An 18299-nucleotide genomic window follows, 5' to 3' on the forward strand; every position below is an offset into this window, starting at 1 on the left:
CTCGACGTCCCTCCTCTCTCATCCGTTCAACGTCAGCCCTCGTCCGGGCCACCGCTCTCCTTGTCGTCGGCCTGCGCGTCGCCCTCGTCGGCGGGCTTCACGGTCTGCGCGCCCGGCTGGGGCTCGGCGACGGCCACCCGCGCGGGGCGGATGGTGCGCTCGCCGATGCGATACCCCGGCTGGAGGATCGCGACGCAGGTCGTCTCCGTGACGTCCGGCGCGTACGAGTGCATCAGGGCCTCGTGGATCGTCGGGTCGAAGGGCTCGCCCTCCTTGCCGAACTGCTGAAGGCCCATCTTCGCCGCCACGGTCTCCAGCGACTCGGCGACGGACTTGAAGCCGCCGACCAGCTCGCCGTGTTCCCGGGCCCGCCCGATGTCGTCGAGCACGGGCAGGAGCTCCGTCAGGAGGTTCGCGATCGCGATCTCCTTGACGGTGATCCGGTCGCGCTCCACCCGGCGGCGGTAGTTCTGGAACTCGGCCTGGAGCCGCTGGAGGTCCGCGGTGCGCTCGTTGAGCGCGGTGCGCACCTGGTCCAGCTGGGCCACCAGAGCCGCTGTCTGGTTCGCGTCCCCGGCCGGGGCCGCCCCCTCCTCCGCGGAGGGGGCGGCGGCCTGCGGCTCGGCGTCGTCAGGAGTGGCGCCGGAGGGGACGTCGGGCTTCTCGTCGAAGCCCGGGGTCTCCTCCGTCACGCGGCACCGTCCTTGCGCTCGTCGTCCACGATCTCGGCGTCGACCACGTCGTCGTCGGCCTTGGGCTGCCCGGAAGCGCCGCCCGCGGTGGCCTGGGACGCCTGGGCGTCGGCGTACATGGCCTGGCCCAGCTTCTGGGAGACGGCCGCGACCTTCTCCGTGGCGGTGCGGATCTCGGCGGTGTCCTCGCCCTTGAGCGTCTCCTTCAGCTCGGCGACGGCGGCCTCGACCTCGGTCTTGATCTCGCCGGGGACCTTGTCCTCGTTGTCCTTGAGGAACTTCTCCGTCTGGTAGACGAGCTGCTCGCCCTGGTTCCGGGACTCGGCGGCCTCGCGGCGGGCGTGGTCCTCCTCCGCGTACTTCTCGGCCTCTTCGCGCATCCGGTTGACCTCGTCCTTCGGCAGCGAGGAGCCACCGGTGACGGTCATCTTCTGCTCCTTGCCCGTGCCCAGGTCCTTCGCGGTCACGTGCATGATGCCGTTGGCGTCGATGTCGAAGGCGACCTCGATCTGCGGGACACCGCGCGGGGCCGGCGGCAGACCGGTCAGCTCGAACATCCCGAGCTTCTTGTTGTACGCCGCGATCTCGCGCTCGCCCTGGTAGACCTGGATCTGCACGGAGGGCTGGTTGTCCTCGGCGGTGGTGAAGATCTCGGACCGCTTGGTCGGGATCGTCGTGTTCCGCTCGATGAGCTTCGTCATGATGCCGCCCTTGGTCTCGATACCGAGGGACAGCGGGGTCACGTCGAGGAGCAGGACGTCCTTGACCTCACCCTTGAGGACACCGGCCTGGAGCGCGGCGCCGATGGCGACGACCTCGTCCGGGTTGACGCCCTTGTTGGCGTCCTTGCCGCCGGTCAGCTCGCGGACGAGCTCGGCGACGGCGGGCATCCGGGTGGAGCCACCGACGAGGACGACGTGGTCGATCTCGCCGAGCTGGATGCCGGCGTCCTTGATGACGTTGTGGAACGGCGTCTTGCAGCGCTCCAGCAGGTCCGCGGTCAGCTGCTGGAACTGGGCGCGGGTGAGCTTCTCGTCGAGGTGCAGGGGGCCCTCGGCGGAGGCGGTGATGTAGGGGAGGTTGATCGAGGTCTCCGTGGAGGACGACAGCTCGATCTTCGCCTTCTCGGCGGCCTCACGCAGGCGCTGCAGCGCCATCTTGTCCTTGGCCAGGTCCACGCCGTGACCGGACTTGAACTGCTGCACCAGGTAGTCGACGACGCGCTGGTCCCAGTCGTCACCACCGAGGTGGTTGTCACCGTTGGTGGCCTTCACCTCGACGACGCCGTCGCCGATCTCCAGCAGCGATACGTCGAACGTGCCGCCACCGAGGTCGAAGACCAGGATGGTCTGGTCGTCCTTGTCGAGGCCGTACGCCAGGGCGGCGGCCGTCGGCTCGTTGACGATGCGCAGGACGTTCAGACCGGCGATCTCACCGGCCTCCTTGGTGGCCTGGCGCTCGGCGTCGTTGAAGTACGCCGGGACGGTGATGACCGCGTCGGTCACCTTCTCGCCCAGGTAGGCCTCCGCGTCCCGCTTCAGCTTCTGCAGCACGAAGGCGCTGATCTGCTGTGGGTTGAAGGGCTTTCCGTCGAGCTCGATCTTCCAGTCCGTGCCCATGTGACGCTTGACCGACCGGATGGTCCGGTCGACGTTGGTCACTGCCTGGCGCTTGGCCACCTCGCCGACCAGCACCTCGCCGTTCTTGGCGAAGGCGACGACGGACGGCGTGGTCCTGGCACCCTCGGCGTTGGTGATGACGGTGGGCTCGCCGCCCTCCAGAACGCTGACGACGGAGTTAGTCGTGCCCAGGTCGATGCCGACCGCACGTGCCATGGTTGATTCCTCCAGCTGACTTGAGTGGAACAGGCTCAAGTGTGCATGACGTCCGCGCCGGGGTCAACAGACCTGAGTCGTACCGACTCAACTCTTATCCGTTCCTTACACGCAGGTGCCCCGTGACCTGCAAGGACGCGGAAGGATGCACGGAGGTTTCCGTCAGCCGAGCGCGCGTCTTCACCCGCAGCAGTCCGAGTACGAGGAGCAGCGCGGCCCCCGCGACGCCGAGCACGGCGGCCTCGCCCGCCCACCCGGTGTGCACCAGGACGCCGACGAGCACCCCGGCGAAGGCGAGGGTGCCCAGCACCACGGTCACACCCTGCGGAGTGAGCCCCAACCGCCGCAGCCGGTGCGCCAGATGGTCGGGGCCGGGCCGCCGGGTCAGCCGCCGTGCCAGCACCACGAGCAGGACGTCGGCGCTCACCACGGCGGTGAACGCGAACAGCGGGCCCGCGGAACTCCCCGGCGCGTACCCCGCCCGGGTCAGCACAACCGCGGCGGCGAGCACGAACCCGGTGAACAGCGCCCCGCACGCGCCGAGCGCGATCCGCGCGGGATGCCAGTTGTGCATCAGGAACCCGGTCAGCGCGGCCGCCAGCACGCTCAGCAGCACCGCGAGCCCGTCCATCACCTCGACCGCCGCGCACACCCCCACCCCGAAGGCGGTCACCACTCCGACGGTCCCCACCAGCGCGTCCGCGTGATCGAGCGCCCGGAAGGCCACGGCGACGGCGGCGATCCACCCGACGGCCAGCACCCCGCCGACGACGCCGATCTCCTCGTAGGGCACCACGCAGGCCGCCGCCCCCGCCGTACCGCACAGCAGCAGCCGGGCCCGCAGCCGCCACAGGTCCGCCATCAGCCCGAGCAGGGCGACGGCGCCGGCGGCGACCAGGAGCCTGCCGACGCCGGAGCCGAGCGGGGCGACCCCCGTCCACTCGCCGGTGCCCGCGACGGCGAGGGTGGCGAGCACGACGGCCACTCCGCCGAGCAGCGGAACGGGGCGGGTGCGGCGGCGCCGGTCGAGCAGTCCGAGGCGCAGCGCGAGGGCGCGCAGGACGGCCGTGAGCAGCGAGGCGAGGAAGAGGGCCGCGACAGCGGCGGCGATGCCGTAGAGCACGGTCTTAAATTAGGCGTGAATCTATCAATTTGGTACGAATAACACGTTCAGTTCGCGAGGTAACGCGTTCGGTTCGTGAGGCGACCCTCAGCGATTCAGATCACTCCATGCCTGGCTACAGTGCGACGAGGGATGCGGGTAGTCTCAGACGGACTGGGTAAGTTACCGCTTAGTAATCTCCCTCGCAGGCCCGAGGAGCCCCCAAATGCAACTCGCCGCGATCATCGTGTCGCTGGTCCTGACCGTGGTCGGCGTCGCCCTGCTCGCGCGCGCCATCGGTCAGTTCGTCCGGTATTTCAAACTGGGCCAGCCCGTACCCGCCGGCACCCGGACCGACAACCCCTACCAGCGCAGTGTGACGCTGGTACGGGAGTTCCTCGGCCACACCCGTATGAACCGATGGGGCATCGTCGGCGTCGCCCACTGGTTCGTGGCCGTGGGCTTCCTGACACTGCCGCCGACTCTCGCCCAGGCGTTCGGCCAGCTCTTCCAGGCCGACTGGATGCTGCCCGTCATCGGCGACTTCCTGCCGTTCGAGCTCTACATCGAGTTCATCGGTGTGATGACGATCCTGGGCATCGCCGTCCTCATCGTCATCCGGCTGCTGAGCCTGCCGTCGCGGCCCGGCCGCAAGTCCCGCTTCGCGGGCTCCAAGTCGGGCCAGGCGTACTTCGTCGAGTACGTCATCCTCACCATCGGCCTGGCGATCTACGTGCTGCGCGGCCTGGAGGGCGCCCTGCACCACGTGGACCACTACGAGGCGTCGTACTTCGCGTCGTACCCGCTGGTCCTCGCCTTCAAGGGCCTCGGCGTCGGCACGCTGCAGAACCTGGTCTACCTGGTCGCCATGATCAAGATCGGGACCTCGTTCGTCTGGATGATCGTGGTCTCGCTGAACACGAACATGGGTGTGGCCTGGCACCGCTTCCTGGCGTTCCCGAACATCTGGTTCAAGCGCGAGGCGACGGGCGGGACGGCCCTCGGCGGCCTCCAGCCGATGACGTCGGGCGGCAAGCCGATCGACTTCACCGACCCCGGCGACGACGACGTCTTCGGCGTCTCCCAGGTCGAGCAGTTCTCCTGGAAGGGCCTGCTGGACTTCTCCACCTGCACCGAGTGCGGCCGCTGCCAGTCGCAGTGCCCCGCCTGGAACACCGGCAAGCCGCTCTCCCCGAAGCTCCTGATCATGTCGCTGCGTGACCACGCGCACGCCAAGGCGCCCTATCTGCTGGCCGGTGGCGGCAAGACGACGGAGGGCGAGGAGAAGGCGAGCGAGGAGCAGCTGGCCGGCGTCCCGGCCGCCGCACTCGCGGAGGCCGAGCGCCCGCTGATCGGCACCGCCGAGGAGAACGGCGTCATCGACCCGGACGTGCTGTGGTCCTGCACCACCTGCGGCGCCTGCGTCGAGCAGTGCCCGGTGGACATCGAGCACGTCGACCACATCGTCGACATGCGCCGCTACCAGGTGATGATCGAGTCGGCGTTCCCGTCCGAGGCGGGCACGATGCTGAAGAACCTGGAGAAGAAGGGCAACCCCTGGGGCCTGGCGAAGAAGCAGCGCCTGGAGTGGCTCAAGGAGGTCGACTTCGAGATCCCGGTCGTCGGCAAGGACATCGAGGACCTCACCGACGTCGAGTACCTGTACTGGGTCGGCTGCGCCGGCGCCCTGGAGGACCGGGCCAAGAAGACCACCAAGGCCTTCGCGGAGCTGCTGCACATCGCGGGTGTGAAGTTCGCGATCATGGGCGGCGACGAGAAGTGCACGGGTGACTCCGCCCGCCGCCTGGGCAACGAGCCGCTGTTCCAGGAACTCGGCATGGAGAACGTCATGGCCCTCAACACGGCGTTCGGCGAGGAGCTGGACGACGAGGGCAAGGTGACCGAGGAGTCCCGCAAGCCCAGGGCCGCCAAGAAGATCGTCGCGACCTGCCCGCACTGCCTGAACACGATCGCCAACGAGTACCCGCAGCTCGGCGGCGACTACGAGGTCATCCACCACACCCAGCTGCTCCAGCACCTGGTCGACGACGGCAAGTTGATCCCGGTCACCCCGGTCGAGGGCATCATCACCTACCACGACCCCTGCTACCTGGGCCGCCACAACAAGATCTACACGCCGCCGCGCGAGATCATCGCCAGCGTGCCCGGCATCCGCAACGAGGAGATGCACCGCCACAAGGAACGCGGCTTCTGCTGCGGCGCCGGCGGCGCGCGGATGTGGATGGAGGAGCGGATCGGCAAGCGCATCAACAACGAGCGCGTGGACGAAGCCCTCTCGCTGAACCCGGACATCGTCTCCACCGCCTGCCCGTTCTGCCTGGTCATGCTCACGGACTCCGTGAACGGCCGGAAGAACGACGGCACCGCCAAGGAGTCGATCCAGGTCGTCGACGTCGCCCAGCTCCTCCTCGACTCCGTCAAGACCCCGGTCACCCCGGAGGGCACGGCGGACGCCGAGACCGAGTCGGAGCCGGAACCGGTGAAGTGACGGCCCCCGAGGCCCATGCCGCTCACTTTGACGCCCTCGTCCTGACGGACGGGGGCGTCGGTGGCGTCTCCACCGGCGACCGCGTCGACTCCACCACCCACGGCGCCTGGCGGTACCCCTTCACCTACCGACCGCGCCCCGACGGTGGCCACGCACCTCGCTAGGATCCGGTCCATGGCCCTGACGGTGAACGACGTCGACCGGTTCGTGGCCTCCAGGCCCCGCCTGGAGGCCATCGCCTACCGTCTGCTCGGCTCCGCGAGCGAGGCGGAGGACGCCGTGCAGGAGACGTTCCTGCGCTGGCAGGCCGCCGACACCGGCCGGATCAGGGTCCCCGAGGCATGGCTGACGAAGGCGCTCACCAATCTGTGCCTCAACCAGCTCACCTCGGCCCGCGCGCGGCGCGAGGCCTACGTCGGCCAGTGGCTGCCCGAGCCGTTGCTGGCCGGCGACCCGATGCTCGGTCCGGCCGACACCGCCGAACAGCGCGAGTCGGTCTCGTACGCGGTCCTCGCCCTGCTGGAGCGCCTCTCGCCCGGCGAGCGCGCGGTGTACGTGCTGCGGGAGGCGTTCGACTACCCGCACCGGGAGATCGCCGAGATCCTCGACCTCACCGAGGCCGCCAGCCAGCAGATCTTCCACCGCGCCAAGAAGCACCTCGCGGACGGCAAGGCCCGCAGCGAGATCGACGCGGCCGCCGCCCGGCGGGTCGTCGACGAGTTCCTCGCGGCCGCCACCAGCGGCGAGACCGAGCCGCTCGTCCGGCTGCTCACGCAGGACGCCGTCGCGATCGGCGACGGAGGCGGGAAGATCCCGGCCCGCGCCAAGGCGTTCGAGGGCGCCCTCGCGGTCGCGAAGTTCATGCGGGGCCTGTTCAAACCGGCCAAGGCCAAGCGCGACATGGTCGGCGGCTCGCCCGAGGTCCACGTCACGACCTCCAACGGCGGCCCCGCGATCGTGGCGGTGCTCGACGGCCGGGTCGTCGGCGTCATGTGCCTGGAGATCACCGCCGACGGCATCGCCGCGTTCCGTAACCAGGTCAACCCCGACAAGCTCGAACGCGCGACCAGGCGGTGGGCGGCCGAGGACCACGGCAGGCCGCTGTTCCACGCCTTCTGACCCCTGCCGCTCCGGTGTGAGCTGCTTCACAGCACGTTCCTGTCAGGAAACGGCGGGCTGCCCGGTTCAAGGGGCGAACCCGCTCAAGACAGGAGCATGCAGATGCAGCACAGCATCATCGTCCTCGGAGCCGGATACGCCGGAGCCGTCGCCGCCGGACGCCTCGCCAAGCGGCTGCGCCGCGAAGACGCGGTCATCACCCTCGTCAACGCCGAACCCGACTTCGTCGAGCGCGTCCGGATGCACGAGCTCGCGGCCGGCCGGCACCTCAGGCCCCGGCCCTTCAGCGAGATGTTCGCGGGCACCGGCGTCGTCCTGAAGGTCGCGAAGGTCACCGGCGTCGACGTCGACCGCAAGGCCGTCGCCGTCACCGGCGCGGACGGCGCCGAGGAACTGGCGTACGACACCCTCGTGTACGCCCTCGGCAGCGGCTGGAACAGCCAGGGCGTCCCCGGCACCGACGAGCACGCCCACGAGATCGCCAGTCGCCCCGGAGCCCTGCGACTGCGCGAGCGCCTGGCCCGGCTGGACGCCGGACAGCGCGTGGTCGTGGTGGGCGGCGGTCTCACCGGACTGGAGGCCGCGACCGAGTTCGCCGAGGCCCGCCCGGATCTCGACATCGCCCTCGCGGCGCGCGGCGGCCTCGGCGACTGGCTCTCGCCCAAGGGCCGCCGGCATCTGCGGAAGGTCCTCGGCAAGCTCGGCATCACCGTCCACGAGCACACCGCCGTCAGCGGCGTCGAGCCCGACCACGTCGTCACCGCCGACGGCACGTCCATCCCGGCCGCCGTCACCGTGTGGACCACCGGCTTCGCCGTCCACCCGATCGCGCGGGCCACGACCCTGGAGGCCGGTGGCACGGGCCGGATCGTGGTCGACGGGACCATGAGGTCGGTCTCGCACCCGGACGTGTACGTCATCGGCGACGCGGCCGAGGTCGCGGGCCCCGGCGGCAAGCCGCTGCGGATGTCGTGCGCGTCGGGCATCCCCACGGCGTGGCAGGCCGCCGACGCGGTCGCGGCCCGCCTGACCGGCGGCAAGCTCCCGAACACGCCGCTCCGGTACTTCAACCAGTGCATCTCGCTGGGCCGCAAGGAGGGCGTGATCCAGTACGTCACCGCCGACGACCGCGCCCTGCGGGCGGCCCTGACGGGACGACTCGCCGCCGTCTACAAGGAACTGGTCTGCAAGGGCGCGGCATGGGGCGTCGCCAACCCGACCCTCGGAATGCCGAGCAGGCGGCGCCGCGTGGTGCAGGGGGCCGCGGCGCGGGTGCCGTCGGCGGCGGCCTGAGAGGCGGCGGCCTCACCGTACGGCGGACGCGCCCTCACCGGTACGGCGAGCTGCCTCTCGGGTACGGCGGGCGGCTCACTGCTACCGCGGGCGGCCTCGCCGGTACGGCGCACCGCTCACCGCCACAGCGGGCGGCCTCACCGGTACGGCGGACGGCCTCACCGATACGGCGCACGGCTCACCGGTGCGGCGAGCTGCCTCGCCGATACGGCGGGCGGCTCACTGCTACCGCGGGCGGCCTCGCCGGTACGGCGCACCGCTCACCGCCACAGCGGGCGGCCTCACCGGTACGGCGGACGGCTCACCGCCATAGCGGACAGCCTCACCGGTACGGCGGACGGCCTCACCGGTACAGCGGACGGCCTCGCCACCACAGCGGACGGCTCACCGGTACGGCGGGCGGCCTCACCGGTACGGCGGGCGCTCTCGCCAGGAGGGTGCCCGCGCCGGGTCGGCTCACACCCGGGATCGGCTCACGCGCAGGCGTGCCGGACCTGGCTCACGCACCGCCAGGGGCGCGGAAGGGGACCTGCCGACGGGTGGCCTCGTCGATCTCGTCGAGGGTGAGGAGAGGGGTCGCCCGCGTGCGGAGGGCACCGCTGGCCTTGACGGTGAGGCTGACGGCGGCCATGGAGACGGGATCGGGGAAGTCGACGATGAGCACGAGGTCGTCCTCCCCGAAGGCGAAGTACATCGTCTCGACCGTCCCGCCGAGCCCGGTGACGACCTGCTCGACGGCGGCACGACGCCCGCTCGCGCCTTCCTTGAGCAGCCCCTTCGTGCCCTCGGGCGTGTAGGTGGCCTGGATGAGGAACTTCGCCATGGGGGCTCCCTGCCGGCGCTGGTCGGGTGTGCCCCATGACCCTTCCCGCCGCCCGCGGGACCCCCACGCACCCAGCGCCTGGATTCACTCGTTGGATCCCGAAGTGATCGTCCCACCGACCCCGGTACCCGCACGTGACGGAACCGAGACCCTCCCGCATCCCTCTCCCCACAACCCCCCAGCTGTGCCGCGTGTCTAGGAACGAGTCACTCGCCGGCCGCACGCCGGCGGCACCCGTTCCCACGGTTCGGACAGGTGCCGGCCCGTGACTCGTCCGTCGAGGAGAGGATGCGCGATGCCTGGTCCCAGAGGTGCGTCGGTGATGGCGGTCATGAGTGGGGTCCTGCTGCTGACCGGGTGCCAGGAATCGTCGGGGTCGTCGGACTCCCGGTCCACCCCGGACCGTTCCGCCTCGCCCGCCGTGAACGCCTCCCCGGTCGCGGACACCTCCGCCGACGGCCACGCCGCGACCGGCTCGCCCGCAACCCCGGCCGACTCCACTCCCACGAGCCCGGCCGCCGCCACCCCCGCACCGTCGCGCCCCTCCGCCGACCCGGTCACGGCCGCATCCCCCACGCCCCCCGCGACCCGCCCCACCCCCGCGAGCGACCCCGGCTGCCGCAACCTCAACGCCGGCAGCGACGTGAAGACCGCCGTCACCGGCGCCTACCAGAGCAGCTTCCCCCGCTTCCGCCACATCCAGCCGGCGCCGCGGCAGTTCTTCTACGGTCAGTGCGGCGACGTCCGTTACGCGGCGACCCGCTTCCAGGCCACCCCCGGCGCCACGCTCGACGAACTCGTGGCCATGCAGGACGAGGGCAGCGTCACCAAGTACTTCCGCACCACTTCCGCGGGCGGCTGGACCTACGTCGCCAGCGACAGCTTCCCCCCTGGGGCCCGGGGCTGCGGTGACATCCCGCAGATCCCCGCGGCCCTTTCGGAGACCTGGGGGAACTGCTGAGCCGTGCGGCTGGGTTGCCGCGCCGGCCCACGACCTCGACCGGCCCGGCGACCGGCCCCGTCCCCCACCCCGGTGAGCCCTTGGGCCCGGCTCAGCCCTTGGGCCCGGCTCAGCCCTTGGGCCCGGCCTGCTGCACCACCTCGAACGACCACAGCGTCGACCCCGAGGCCGCAGGCTTGGGCCGCTCCCCGCCCTCCCCGGACCCACCACCCTGGTGGGCGGCCTTCATCGGCCCCTCCATCCACGCCTGGAACGACTCCTCGTCCCGCCATCGCGTGTACACCAGGTAGTTGTCCGTGCCCTCGGCAGGACGCAACAGCTCGAACCACTCGAAGCCGTCGGAACCCTCGACCGCGTGCGCGCGGGACGCGAACCGCTTCTCCAGGACCTCCCGCTGCTCGGCGGGAACGGTCAGCACATTGATCTTGACTACGCTCATGGCTCCATCCTGCCCGGTGTCCGCCCTCAAGGCAGGCCGCCGGCCCAGCGCGGCGGCGGTGGCACAGGTCCCGTAGGGGACGTCCTGGAGGGTTCTGTGGAATCCGCGGGGAGGCCCGTAAGGGATCTCCACGAAAGGTCCGTAAGGGATGTCACAGCTCGGCAGCAAAGCCCGGCCCGAAACCCCGGGCCCCGCCCACCGCTTGCCGAGACCAGGTACGTTCGATGACGTGGCTGGATTCAGGATCGGACGAGGCGGCCGGAACGACCGCGCCCCGCACACGCGACCGCAACACCCCCCGCACGGACAGCAGGCGCCGGGGCCGTCGTACGGCTACCCGCAGGCCCCGCGGCCGCACCCGCACCCCGGGCAGCAGAGCTACGGGAACGCCCCCTGGCCGCAGACGAACGGCGGGTACGGCGGTCCGGGCGGCGGCGAGCCGGAGTACTTCGGCGACGACGGCGCGTACCAGCAGGGCGGGCCGGACCCGTACGCCGCGAACAACCCGGGCCACACGCAGGCCTTCTCGGTCGGCGAGGACCCCTTCAACCAGGGCGGCACCTACCGCGCCGGCGCGGCCCCGGCCGCCCCGGTCGGCCCGCGGCTGCACTGGAAGGACCTGCTGAGGGGCATCGTCATGGCCCCCAACCAGACGTTCCTGCAGATGCGCGACTACACGATGTGGGGCCCCGCCCTCATCGTGACCTTCCTCTACGGCCTGATCGCGGTCTTCGGCTTCGACGGCGCCCGCGAGGACGCGATCAACGCCACCCTCTCCAACGCCATCCCGATCGTCCTGACCACGGCCGTCGCGATGGTCATCAGCGCGTTCATCCTGGGCGTGGTCACCCACACCCTGGCCCGCCAGCTCGGCGGCGACGGGGCGTGGCAGCCGACGGTCGGCCTCTCCATGCTGATCATGTCCATCACGGACGCGCCGCGTCTGGTCGTCGCGATGTTCCTGGGCGGCGACGCCCCCTTCGTGCAGATCCTCGGCTGGGCCACCTGGGTCGCGGGCGGCGCCCTGCTGACGCTGATGGTGTCCAAGTCGCACGACCTGCCGTGGCCGAAGGCGCTGGGCGCGTCGGCGATCCAGCTGATCGCGCTGCTGTCGATCGTGAAGCTGGGCACGGTGTAGCCCGCGTCCCCCGACACCACAGGAAGGGCCCCCGGCGATCCCGCCGGGGGCCCTTTCCGCGACGCCCGACCGGCCGCCTCGCCCGCTCAGGCGTCGAGCACCTGCCCGGAACGCTTCACGACCGGCGGCTGAACAGACCACGGGAAGTTGATCCACTCATCGGTGCGCTTCCAGACGTACTCGCACTGCACCAGGGAGTGGGGCTTCTCGTAGATGACGGCGGAGCGCACCTCGGCGACGGCGTCGAGGCAGAAGTCGCGCACGAGCTTGAGCGTCCTGCCGGTGTCGGCGACGTCGTCGGCGATCAGGACCTTCTTGTCCGAGAAGTCGACGACGTTGGGGACGGGCGCCAGCATGACCGGCATCTCCAGGGTGGTGCCCACGCCCGTGTAGAACTCGACGTTCACCAGGTGGATGTTCTTGCAGTCGAGGGCGTAGGCCAACCCGCCGGCCACGAACACTCCGCCGCGGGCGATGCTGAGCACTATGTCGGGCTCGTACCCGTCGTCCGCGATGGCCTGCGCCAGCTCGCGCACGGCGACGCCGAACTGCTCGTAGGTGAGGTTCTCTCGTAGGTCACTCATGTAACTGATGTCACTCTGTCGCTCAGGGAAGGCCTCGGGGCCCACGGGACTCAGGGACTCACGGACTCACGGACTCAGCAACTCAGCAACTCAGCAACTCAGGGACTGCGGCGTCACTGACTGCGGAGCAACTGACCGGGCCACGGGGCTCAGACCTGGGTCCGGTGGAAGTTGAGGAAGGACCGGGAGGCGGTGGGCCCGCGCTGCCCCTGGTACCGAGACCCGTACCGCTCGCTCCCGTACGGGAACTCCGCGGGCGAGCTGAGCCGGAACAGGCACAGCTGGCCGATCTTCATGCCGGGCCAGAGCTTGATGGGGAGCGTCGCGAGGTTGGACAGCTCCAGGGTCACATGCCCGGAGAACCCCGGGTCGATGAATCCGGCGGTGGAGTGGGTGACGAGCCCGAGCCGCCCGAGCGAGCTCTTGCCCTCCAGGCGGGAGGCGAGGTCGTCGGGGAGCGTGATGACCTCGTACGTCGAGGCGAGCACGAACTCGCCGGGGTGCAGGATGAACGGTTCGTCGCCCTCTGGCTCGACCAGCCGCGTCAGGTCGGCCTGCTCGATGGAGGGGTCGATGTGTGGGTACCGGTGGTTCTCGAACACCCGGAAGTACCGATCGAGCCGCACGTCGACACTCGACGGCTGCACCATGGATTCGTCGTAGGGATCGATCCGTACCCGCCCGGCGTCGATCTCGGCCCGGATGTCCTTGTCTGAGAGAAGCACGCCCCGAGGATACGCAAGGCGCGCGGAGCCACGACAATCGCGACGGCTCCACGCGCCCACGGCGAGACCTGTGTCTCTCGGTTTCTCTCTTGTCCCTACCGCTTGCCTCTACCGCTTCTGAAGACTCACCGGCACGACACTGCGCAACCGCGCGCAGCGCGGACAACGCAGGAGCCGACCAGGGCCGAGGCGATCGGCCTGCTGCATCGGGAACGAAGCGGTGGTGAACACGTGCCCATCGGCACAACGGACGACGGTGCGCTCCATCAAGTCCTGAAGTCCCTTCCCCAAAGAGCCGCGTCTGGCTGACGCCCTGACGAGGAAGGCCACATTACGGGATGAATGGGACGGCCCTCCAGGCGGCACTCCGACCCCGCCCAGCCCCTCTCCCGCACCCCCACCGTACGCCCCAACTCCCGCGCCCCGCACCCGTATCCCATCCCCTGAACAGCCACAGGCCCCGCGGTCTCAGCACCGGGGGCCTGCGATGAGGTACAGTAAGCGAGCATTCCGACACCGACCTCGGTCGGCGTCTTACGCGGGTGTAGTTTAATGGTAGAACATCAGCTTCCCAAGCTGAGAGCGCGAGTTCGATTCTCGTCACCCGCTCCACGCGAAACCCTCAGGTCATTGACCTGGGGGTTCTTTGTTGTCCCGCTCCTCGACTCACTTCTCGGCGTACTACCGGAAGTCCACGGCGGCCGCGTCAGGAGCACGCCAGTCCCCGCGGCTGAGATCAGCCTCGCCCTGGGACAGCCAGATCTCGGCGTCCTTCTTGGTCTCGAAGGTCTCCGGAGCGCGAACCCGCTCACCGTCGGGCGCGAGACAGGACGCCGTCCACTTCCCGGACCGGTCCTGACGCACCGCACCGAAGCGCCGGCGCCTGCCCTTCCTGTCAACTGGCTGTCTGTCAGGAGAGCGGGTCGCCCTGCTCGAACGCCCAACGGTGCGGCGGGTAGGTGGCTTCGGCGAACTCCAGCGGGCGGTCCTGGAGATCGAGGACAACGTGATGCACGACCAAGACGGCCGAGTTGGCGTCGGGCAGGTCAGCGGCTTCCTCGTCCGTCGCTGTCCGGGCGCACATGCGATCTTCGGCGTAACTTCCCTGCCGCCCAGTCATGTTCTCCACGTACGTCAGGGTGCCTTCCTGGATCCGCTCCGGCTCCAGGAGCTTGGGCGCGCGCTGCCCCACATCCGGTGCGAACCACGAGGAGGGCAAGGTGATGGGCCCGTCCTGGTTATTGGTCACCCGACCTCAGCTGTCAGTGACAGTCGAAGCGCCAGTCCCACGGGAGGATGGGGCACTGGCGGCACTGGAAGAAGTAGACGCCGCCGCAGTCGCCCAACTGTATGTCGCCGGTGATGGTCAGAAGGTGCTCCATGCGGTGTCCACTCTCGCAGTCCGGCCAGTCGGCAGGCTGCGTCCAGGCGGGCCAGCCGCCGACCTTCGTTCCGATGATGTTGGAGTCGGGTGGCCACATGGACCCGCCGCCCGACAGCCGGAAGCGAGGTTCCCAGGTCCCCCGCATGTCCTCGGGCAGATCGAGCCGGCTCGGGAAGTCCTCCGCGGTGGTCGGGGACAACGTGGACGGTGTCGGCATGTTGTCCTCGTCGTACTCCCCCTCGCTCGCCTTGGGGATCTCGGACAGCCCTCCGGCCACGACCTCCGCCTCGTTACGCCAATACAGCTGCGGAATCACCAGACCCTGATCATGCTCGTCATGTATCAAGGCGCACCACACCAGTTGCAGCAGATTCTTGCCCTCCGGGAACTCCAACCCCGGCACATCCCGGGCGAACAGCTGGAGGATCGGCACCATCGGCACCGCGCCCGGGACAATCTCAGTGTGGTTGCGCCAGTCGGACCCGTACGTCCAGTGGTCTTCCTGCGCGCAGTATGGCCACGGCTCGTCCGCGGGCCACAGCAGCGGGCCTCCCAGCGAGCTCTCCCGCTCGCCGGGGTCGCCGGGCTCCGGGTTGAGGAGGGTGGTTCCCCGGGCAAGGCCCGCGTACTCCGGTATCAGGGTGCGCAGATCCGTCCCGGGCAGCTCGGGTGGGTCTCCGGGCATCGTGGCTCCTCTGGCATACAAAGATCGACGGGACGCTGCGGCACGTTAGTACGTGCCACCGACAACCCCATACGGCGACGCCCCCACGTGCGAGGTTGGCCGGCACCGACCGGCAACGACAGAAGCCCACGGCATCTGGGCTGGTCAGAGCCGTTCGTATCTCCGAGTAACGCCTCCATGCACGCCGTCGGGTACACGGCCGGCTGGCCGTCAGTAGCGGTGTCCGGGCCAGTGCGGATCCATCCAGCGGTCTCGCCGGTGAGTCCGAGCAGTGGTATCCGGTGCTGCAGGTCCGCCGGTGCGCCCGACTCGCGGAGCCGCACCGCGGCGGGGCCGAGGAGCCAGGCGACCAGTTCGGCGCGCATCTCCTCCTCGTCGTGCTCGTACCGGCCGACGCTCCACGGCAGGCTGTCTCCCAGAAGCTCGTACTCCCATTCCGCAACCGCCTCGGCGAGACGTCGGTCGCTGAGGTGCCCGGTCTGCTTCTCCCAGTCGGCAAGCCAGGGCCGAGCGTTCCGGACGCCTCGGCACACATCACGAAGACCTGGTGCGCCGGGACAGCAGCATCCGGATCGGTGAGGCTCTGCGCCCCAGGGACCGCGACAGCCGAAACCGGCAGGTCGCCTCCGCAACGCCGCCCGGCGCCATGGCCCTGTCGCGGGCACGGGCCGGGGCGCGCTGCGATGTGACCTTCGTCGCGGTGGTGGATTCCTGACGTGTGCGCCGTGGTGCCGGGTGTCGGCGGCGGGGCTGGTGGCGCGGCCCCCATCCACGGAGGTCACGGGGCTGTGCACCGAGGTGCGTGACAGGAAGGCCGCGCCGGCGGAGGGCAATATCTGTGCTTGCGGCATGAGAAATAGGTGCGGGGCCCGGCAAGTATTCCCGAGCCGTCGACCTGATCGAAATCATCGACAGTGCAGGGCCGATCGCACCGTGCTACTGTCGATCTCAGTTGCAGGTGTGGTTGCCAGAAGATTCATTTCCGACGGGGTAATCATCACGGCGACAAGGAATTGACACTCGGTTAATTCCTGAAACCGCCTCCGAAAGAGAATTGAAATGGCTACTGGCACCGTGAAGTGGTTCAACGCGGAAAAGGGCTTCGGCTTCATCGAGCAGGACGGCGGCGGCGCCGACGTCTTCGCCCACTACTCGAACATCGCCGCCCAGGGCTTCCGCGAGCTGCAGGAAGGCCAGAAGGTGTCGTTCGACATCGCGCAGGGCCAGAAGGGCCCGACGGCCGAGAACATCGTCCCCGCCTGACACCGGCGCTGACGCAATACTTCGCAGCTGGGGCCCGCACCTCTGGGGTGCGGGCCCCGGCTCGCTGCTTTTCAGGGCGCACGACGGGAAGGTTCCACCACGTCACCGATCGGTGACTCATTCCCCGTCGGTTCGACTCGGCCCGCATCGACTTCGGCTCGTCTCGAGATTCTCTGCGCCGCTCAACCGCTGCGGGAATTCCTTGATACGCGCCTCATCAAGGAAGGTTCCGCATGAAGCGTGCCAGCACATCCCGTACATCCCGCACATCCGAGCGCTTCGGAGGAGGTGCCGGCGGCGGCACAGCCCGCTCCGGTGGTCCGCGCCGTTCCAAGGGCAACGGAAACCGCCCGGCCGGCCGGTCGCTGCAGGGCGAGTTCGCACCGCCCAAGACGATCACCCCCGGGCTGCCCGCCGTCGACTCGTTCGCCGATCTCGCCATGCCCGCGCAGCTGCTGGCCACGCTCGGCCACGAGGGCGTGACCGTGCCGTTCCCGATCCAGGGCGCCACGCTGCCCAACTCGCTGGCCGGCCGGGACGTGCTCGGCCGGGGCCGCACCGGCTCCGGCAAGACCCTCGCCTTCGGCCTCGCCGTACTGGCCCGGACCGCGGGTCAGCGGGCCGAGCCGCGCCAGCCGCTCGCCCTCGTGCTCGTCCCCACCCGTGAGCTCGCCCAGCAGGTCACCGACGCGCTCACCCCGTACGCCCGCTCCGTGAGCCTGCGACTGGCCACCGTCGTGGGCGGCATGTCCATCGGCAGGCAGGCGAGCGCGCTGCGCGCCGGGGCCGAGATGGTCGTCGCGACGCCGGGCCGGCTCAAGGACCTCATCGACCGGGGCGACTGCCGGCTGGACGCCGTCGACATCACGGTCCTCGACGAGGCCGACCAGATGGCCGACATGGGCTTCATGCCCCAGGTCACCGCCCTGCTGGACCAGGTGCGTCCGGGTGGGCAGCGGATGCTCTTCTCGGCCACGCTGGACCGCAACGTCGACCTGCTGGTGCGCCGCTACCTGTCGGACCCGGTGGTCCACTCCGTCGACCCGTCGGCGGGCGCGGTCACCACGATGGAGCACCACGTCCTCCACGTGCACGACGCGGACAAGCACCGCACGACCACCGAGATCGCGGCGCGCGACGGTCGGGTGATCATGTTCCTCGACACCAAGCACGCCGTGGACCGGCTGACCAAGCACCTGCTGAACAGCGGTGTCCGCGCGGCGGCCCTGCACGGGGGCAAGTCCCAGCCGCAGCGCACGCGGACGCTGGCCCAGTTCAAGAGCGGGCATGTGACGGTGCTGGTGGCGACCAACGTCGCGGCGCGCGGGATCCACGTCGACAACCTCGACCTGGTCGTCAACGTCGATCCGCCCAGCGACCACAAGGACTACCTGCACCGCGGCGGCCGTACGGCCCGCGCCGGCGAGTCCGGCAGCGTCGTCACCCTGGTCACCCCCGACCAGCGTCGCGACATGAGCCGGCTGATGACCGCGGCAGGCATCACCCCGCGCATCACCCCGGTGCGCTCGGGCGAGGCGGAGCTGAGCCGCATCACCGGCGCCCAGGCGCCTTCCGGTGTGCCGGTCGTCGTCACCGCGCCGCCCGTGGAACGCCCGAGCGGCGGGTCCTCCTCGTCCCAGAGCCGCCGGGGCCGCCGGAGCCGTACCGGACAGGGCCGGCCCGTCGGCGACGCGGCGCGCCGCAGGACGCAGCGGCGGTCCACCTCCGGCTCGGCTGCCTAGAACCG

Annotated in this window: 16 protein-coding genes, 1 tRNA gene and 1 pseudogene; 8 read left to right on the forward strand and 10 right to left on the reverse strand. The window is 70.0% G+C overall.

Going from position 1 to position 18299, the window contains the following annotated elements; translation table 11 throughout:
* Positions 1-32: 32 nt before the first annotated feature.
* From grpE to ACFV6X_RS09735, 3 genes are all read right to left on the reverse strand, one after another.
* Entirely contained in the window at positions 33-692 is a 660-nt protein-coding gene (gene grpE, locus ACFV6X_RS09725; RefSeq protein ID WP_385380144.1) for a nucleotide exchange factor GrpE, read from the reverse strand.
* Positions 689-2527, reverse strand: coding sequence for a molecular chaperone DnaK (dnaK, locus tag ACFV6X_RS09730; RefSeq protein WP_385380147.1), 1839 nt, complete (start codon positions 2525-2527; stop codon positions 689-691). The genes grpE and dnaK overlap by 4 nt, the downstream gene beginning before the upstream one ends.
* 94 nt (positions 2528-2621) lie before the next feature.
* Positions 2622-3650, reverse strand: a complete 1029-nt coding sequence (locus ACFV6X_RS09735) for an MraY family glycosyltransferase (RefSeq protein WP_385380150.1) — start codon at positions 3648-3650, stop codon at positions 2622-2624.
* 205 nt (positions 3651-3855) lie between these two features.
* On the opposite strand from ACFV6X_RS09735, the gene ACFV6X_RS09740 reads away from it, so the two are divergent.
* From ACFV6X_RS09740 to ACFV6X_RS09750, 3 genes are all read left to right on the forward strand, one after another.
* Positions 3856-6138 carry a (Fe-S)-binding protein gene (locus ACFV6X_RS09740; protein WP_385380153.1) on the forward strand — a complete coding sequence of 761 codons (2283 nt, stop codon included), beginning with the start codon at positions 3856-3858 and terminating at the stop codon, positions 6136-6138.
* A 174-nt stretch (positions 6139-6312) separates the two neighbouring features.
* Positions 6313-7257 carry an RNA polymerase sigma factor SigJ gene (sigJ, locus tag ACFV6X_RS09745; protein ID WP_385380156.1) on the forward strand — a complete coding sequence of 315 codons (945 nt, stop codon included), beginning with the start codon at positions 6313-6315 and terminating at the stop codon, positions 7255-7257.
* Between the two features lie 102 nt (positions 7258-7359).
* Entirely contained in the window at positions 7360-8550 is a 1191-nt protein-coding gene (locus ACFV6X_RS09750; protein ID WP_385380159.1) for an NAD(P)/FAD-dependent oxidoreductase, read from the forward strand.
* Between the two features lie 499 nt (positions 8551-9049).
* Here the strand turns inward: ACFV6X_RS09750 and ACFV6X_RS09755 are convergent, their stop codons facing one another.
* A complete protein-coding gene (locus ACFV6X_RS09755; protein WP_385380161.1) occupies positions 9050-9373 on the reverse strand; it encodes a GYD domain-containing protein in 324 nt (107 codons plus the stop codon).
* 295 nt (positions 9374-9668) lie between these two features.
* Between ACFV6X_RS09755 and ACFV6X_RS09760 the strand changes: the two genes are divergently transcribed.
* Positions 9669-10334 (forward strand): hypothetical protein, encoded by a 666-nt coding sequence (locus ACFV6X_RS09760; RefSeq protein ID WP_385380164.1) that lies wholly within the window; start codon positions 9669-9671, stop codon positions 10332-10334.
* Positions 10335-10443: 109 nt separating this feature from the next.
* Here the strand turns inward: ACFV6X_RS09760 and ACFV6X_RS09765 are convergent, their stop codons facing one another.
* Positions 10444-10773: an antibiotic biosynthesis monooxygenase family protein gene (locus ACFV6X_RS09765; RefSeq protein ID WP_385380167.1), complete on the reverse strand. Its 330-nt coding sequence runs from the start codon at positions 10771-10773 to the stop codon at positions 10444-10446.
* A gap of 148 nt (positions 10774-10921) precedes the next feature.
* Here ACFV6X_RS09765 and ACFV6X_RS09770 point away from each other — a divergent pair, with 148 nt between their 5' ends.
* Positions 10922-11911, forward strand: coding sequence for a Yip1 family protein (locus ACFV6X_RS09770; protein ID WP_385380170.1), 990 nt, complete (start codon positions 10922-10924; stop codon positions 11909-11911).
* 86 nt (positions 11912-11997) lie between these two features.
* Here ACFV6X_RS09770 and ACFV6X_RS09775 read toward each other — a convergent pair whose 3' ends face one another.
* The gene (locus ACFV6X_RS09775; protein WP_385380173.1) at positions 11998-12495 is read right to left on the reverse strand and encodes a phosphoribosyltransferase; all 498 of its coding nucleotides are present in this window, start codon (positions 12493-12495) and stop codon (positions 11998-12000) included.
* A gap of 149 nt (positions 12496-12644) precedes the next feature.
* Positions 12645-13220, reverse strand: coding sequence for a dCTP deaminase (dcd, locus tag ACFV6X_RS09780; protein WP_067436944.1), 576 nt, complete (start codon positions 13218-13220; stop codon positions 12645-12647).
* Positions 13221-13758: 538 nt separating this feature from the next.
* Between dcd and ACFV6X_RS09785 the strand changes: the two genes are divergently transcribed.
* Positions 13759-13832 (forward strand) — tRNA-Gly (locus tag ACFV6X_RS09785).
* A 69-nt stretch (positions 13833-13901) separates the two neighbouring features.
* On the opposite strand, the gene ACFV6X_RS09790 is transcribed toward ACFV6X_RS09785, so the two are convergent.
* The 3 genes and pseudogenes from ACFV6X_RS09790 to ACFV6X_RS09800 all read right to left on the reverse strand — a co-directional run bounded on the left by ACFV6X_RS09790 (position 13902) and on the right by ACFV6X_RS09800 (position 15289).
* The gene (locus ACFV6X_RS09790; RefSeq protein ID WP_385380176.1) at positions 13902-14084 is read right to left on the reverse strand and encodes a hypothetical protein; all 183 of its coding nucleotides are present in this window, start codon (positions 14082-14084) and stop codon (positions 13902-13904) included.
* A 46-nt stretch (positions 14085-14130) separates the two neighbouring features.
* Positions 14131-14472, reverse strand: a pseudogene (locus ACFV6X_RS09795) (UTRA domain-containing protein); the annotation flags it as partial.
* A 10-nt stretch (positions 14473-14482) separates the two neighbouring features.
* Positions 14483-15289, reverse strand: coding sequence for a hypothetical protein (locus ACFV6X_RS09800; protein ID WP_385380179.1), 807 nt, complete (start codon positions 15287-15289; stop codon positions 14483-14485).
* A 1059-nt stretch (positions 15290-16348) separates the two neighbouring features.
* On the opposite strand from ACFV6X_RS09800, the gene ACFV6X_RS09805 reads away from it, so the two are divergent.
* Both ACFV6X_RS09805 and ACFV6X_RS09810 read left to right on the forward strand, forming a co-directional pair.
* Positions 16349-16552 (forward strand): cold-shock protein, encoded by a 204-nt coding sequence (locus ACFV6X_RS09805; RefSeq protein WP_030224351.1) that lies wholly within the window; start codon positions 16349-16351, stop codon positions 16550-16552.
* 233 nt (positions 16553-16785) lie between these two features.
* Positions 16786-18294 (forward strand): DEAD/DEAH box helicase, encoded by a 1509-nt coding sequence (locus ACFV6X_RS09810; RefSeq protein WP_385380182.1) that lies wholly within the window; start codon positions 16786-16788, stop codon positions 18292-18294.
* Positions 18295-18299: the final 5 nt, after the last annotated feature.

This window comes from Streptomyces sp. NPDC059861 (assembly GCF_042731435.1).
Lineage (GTDB): Bacteria > Actinomycetota > Actinomycetes > Streptomycetales > Streptomycetaceae > Streptomyces.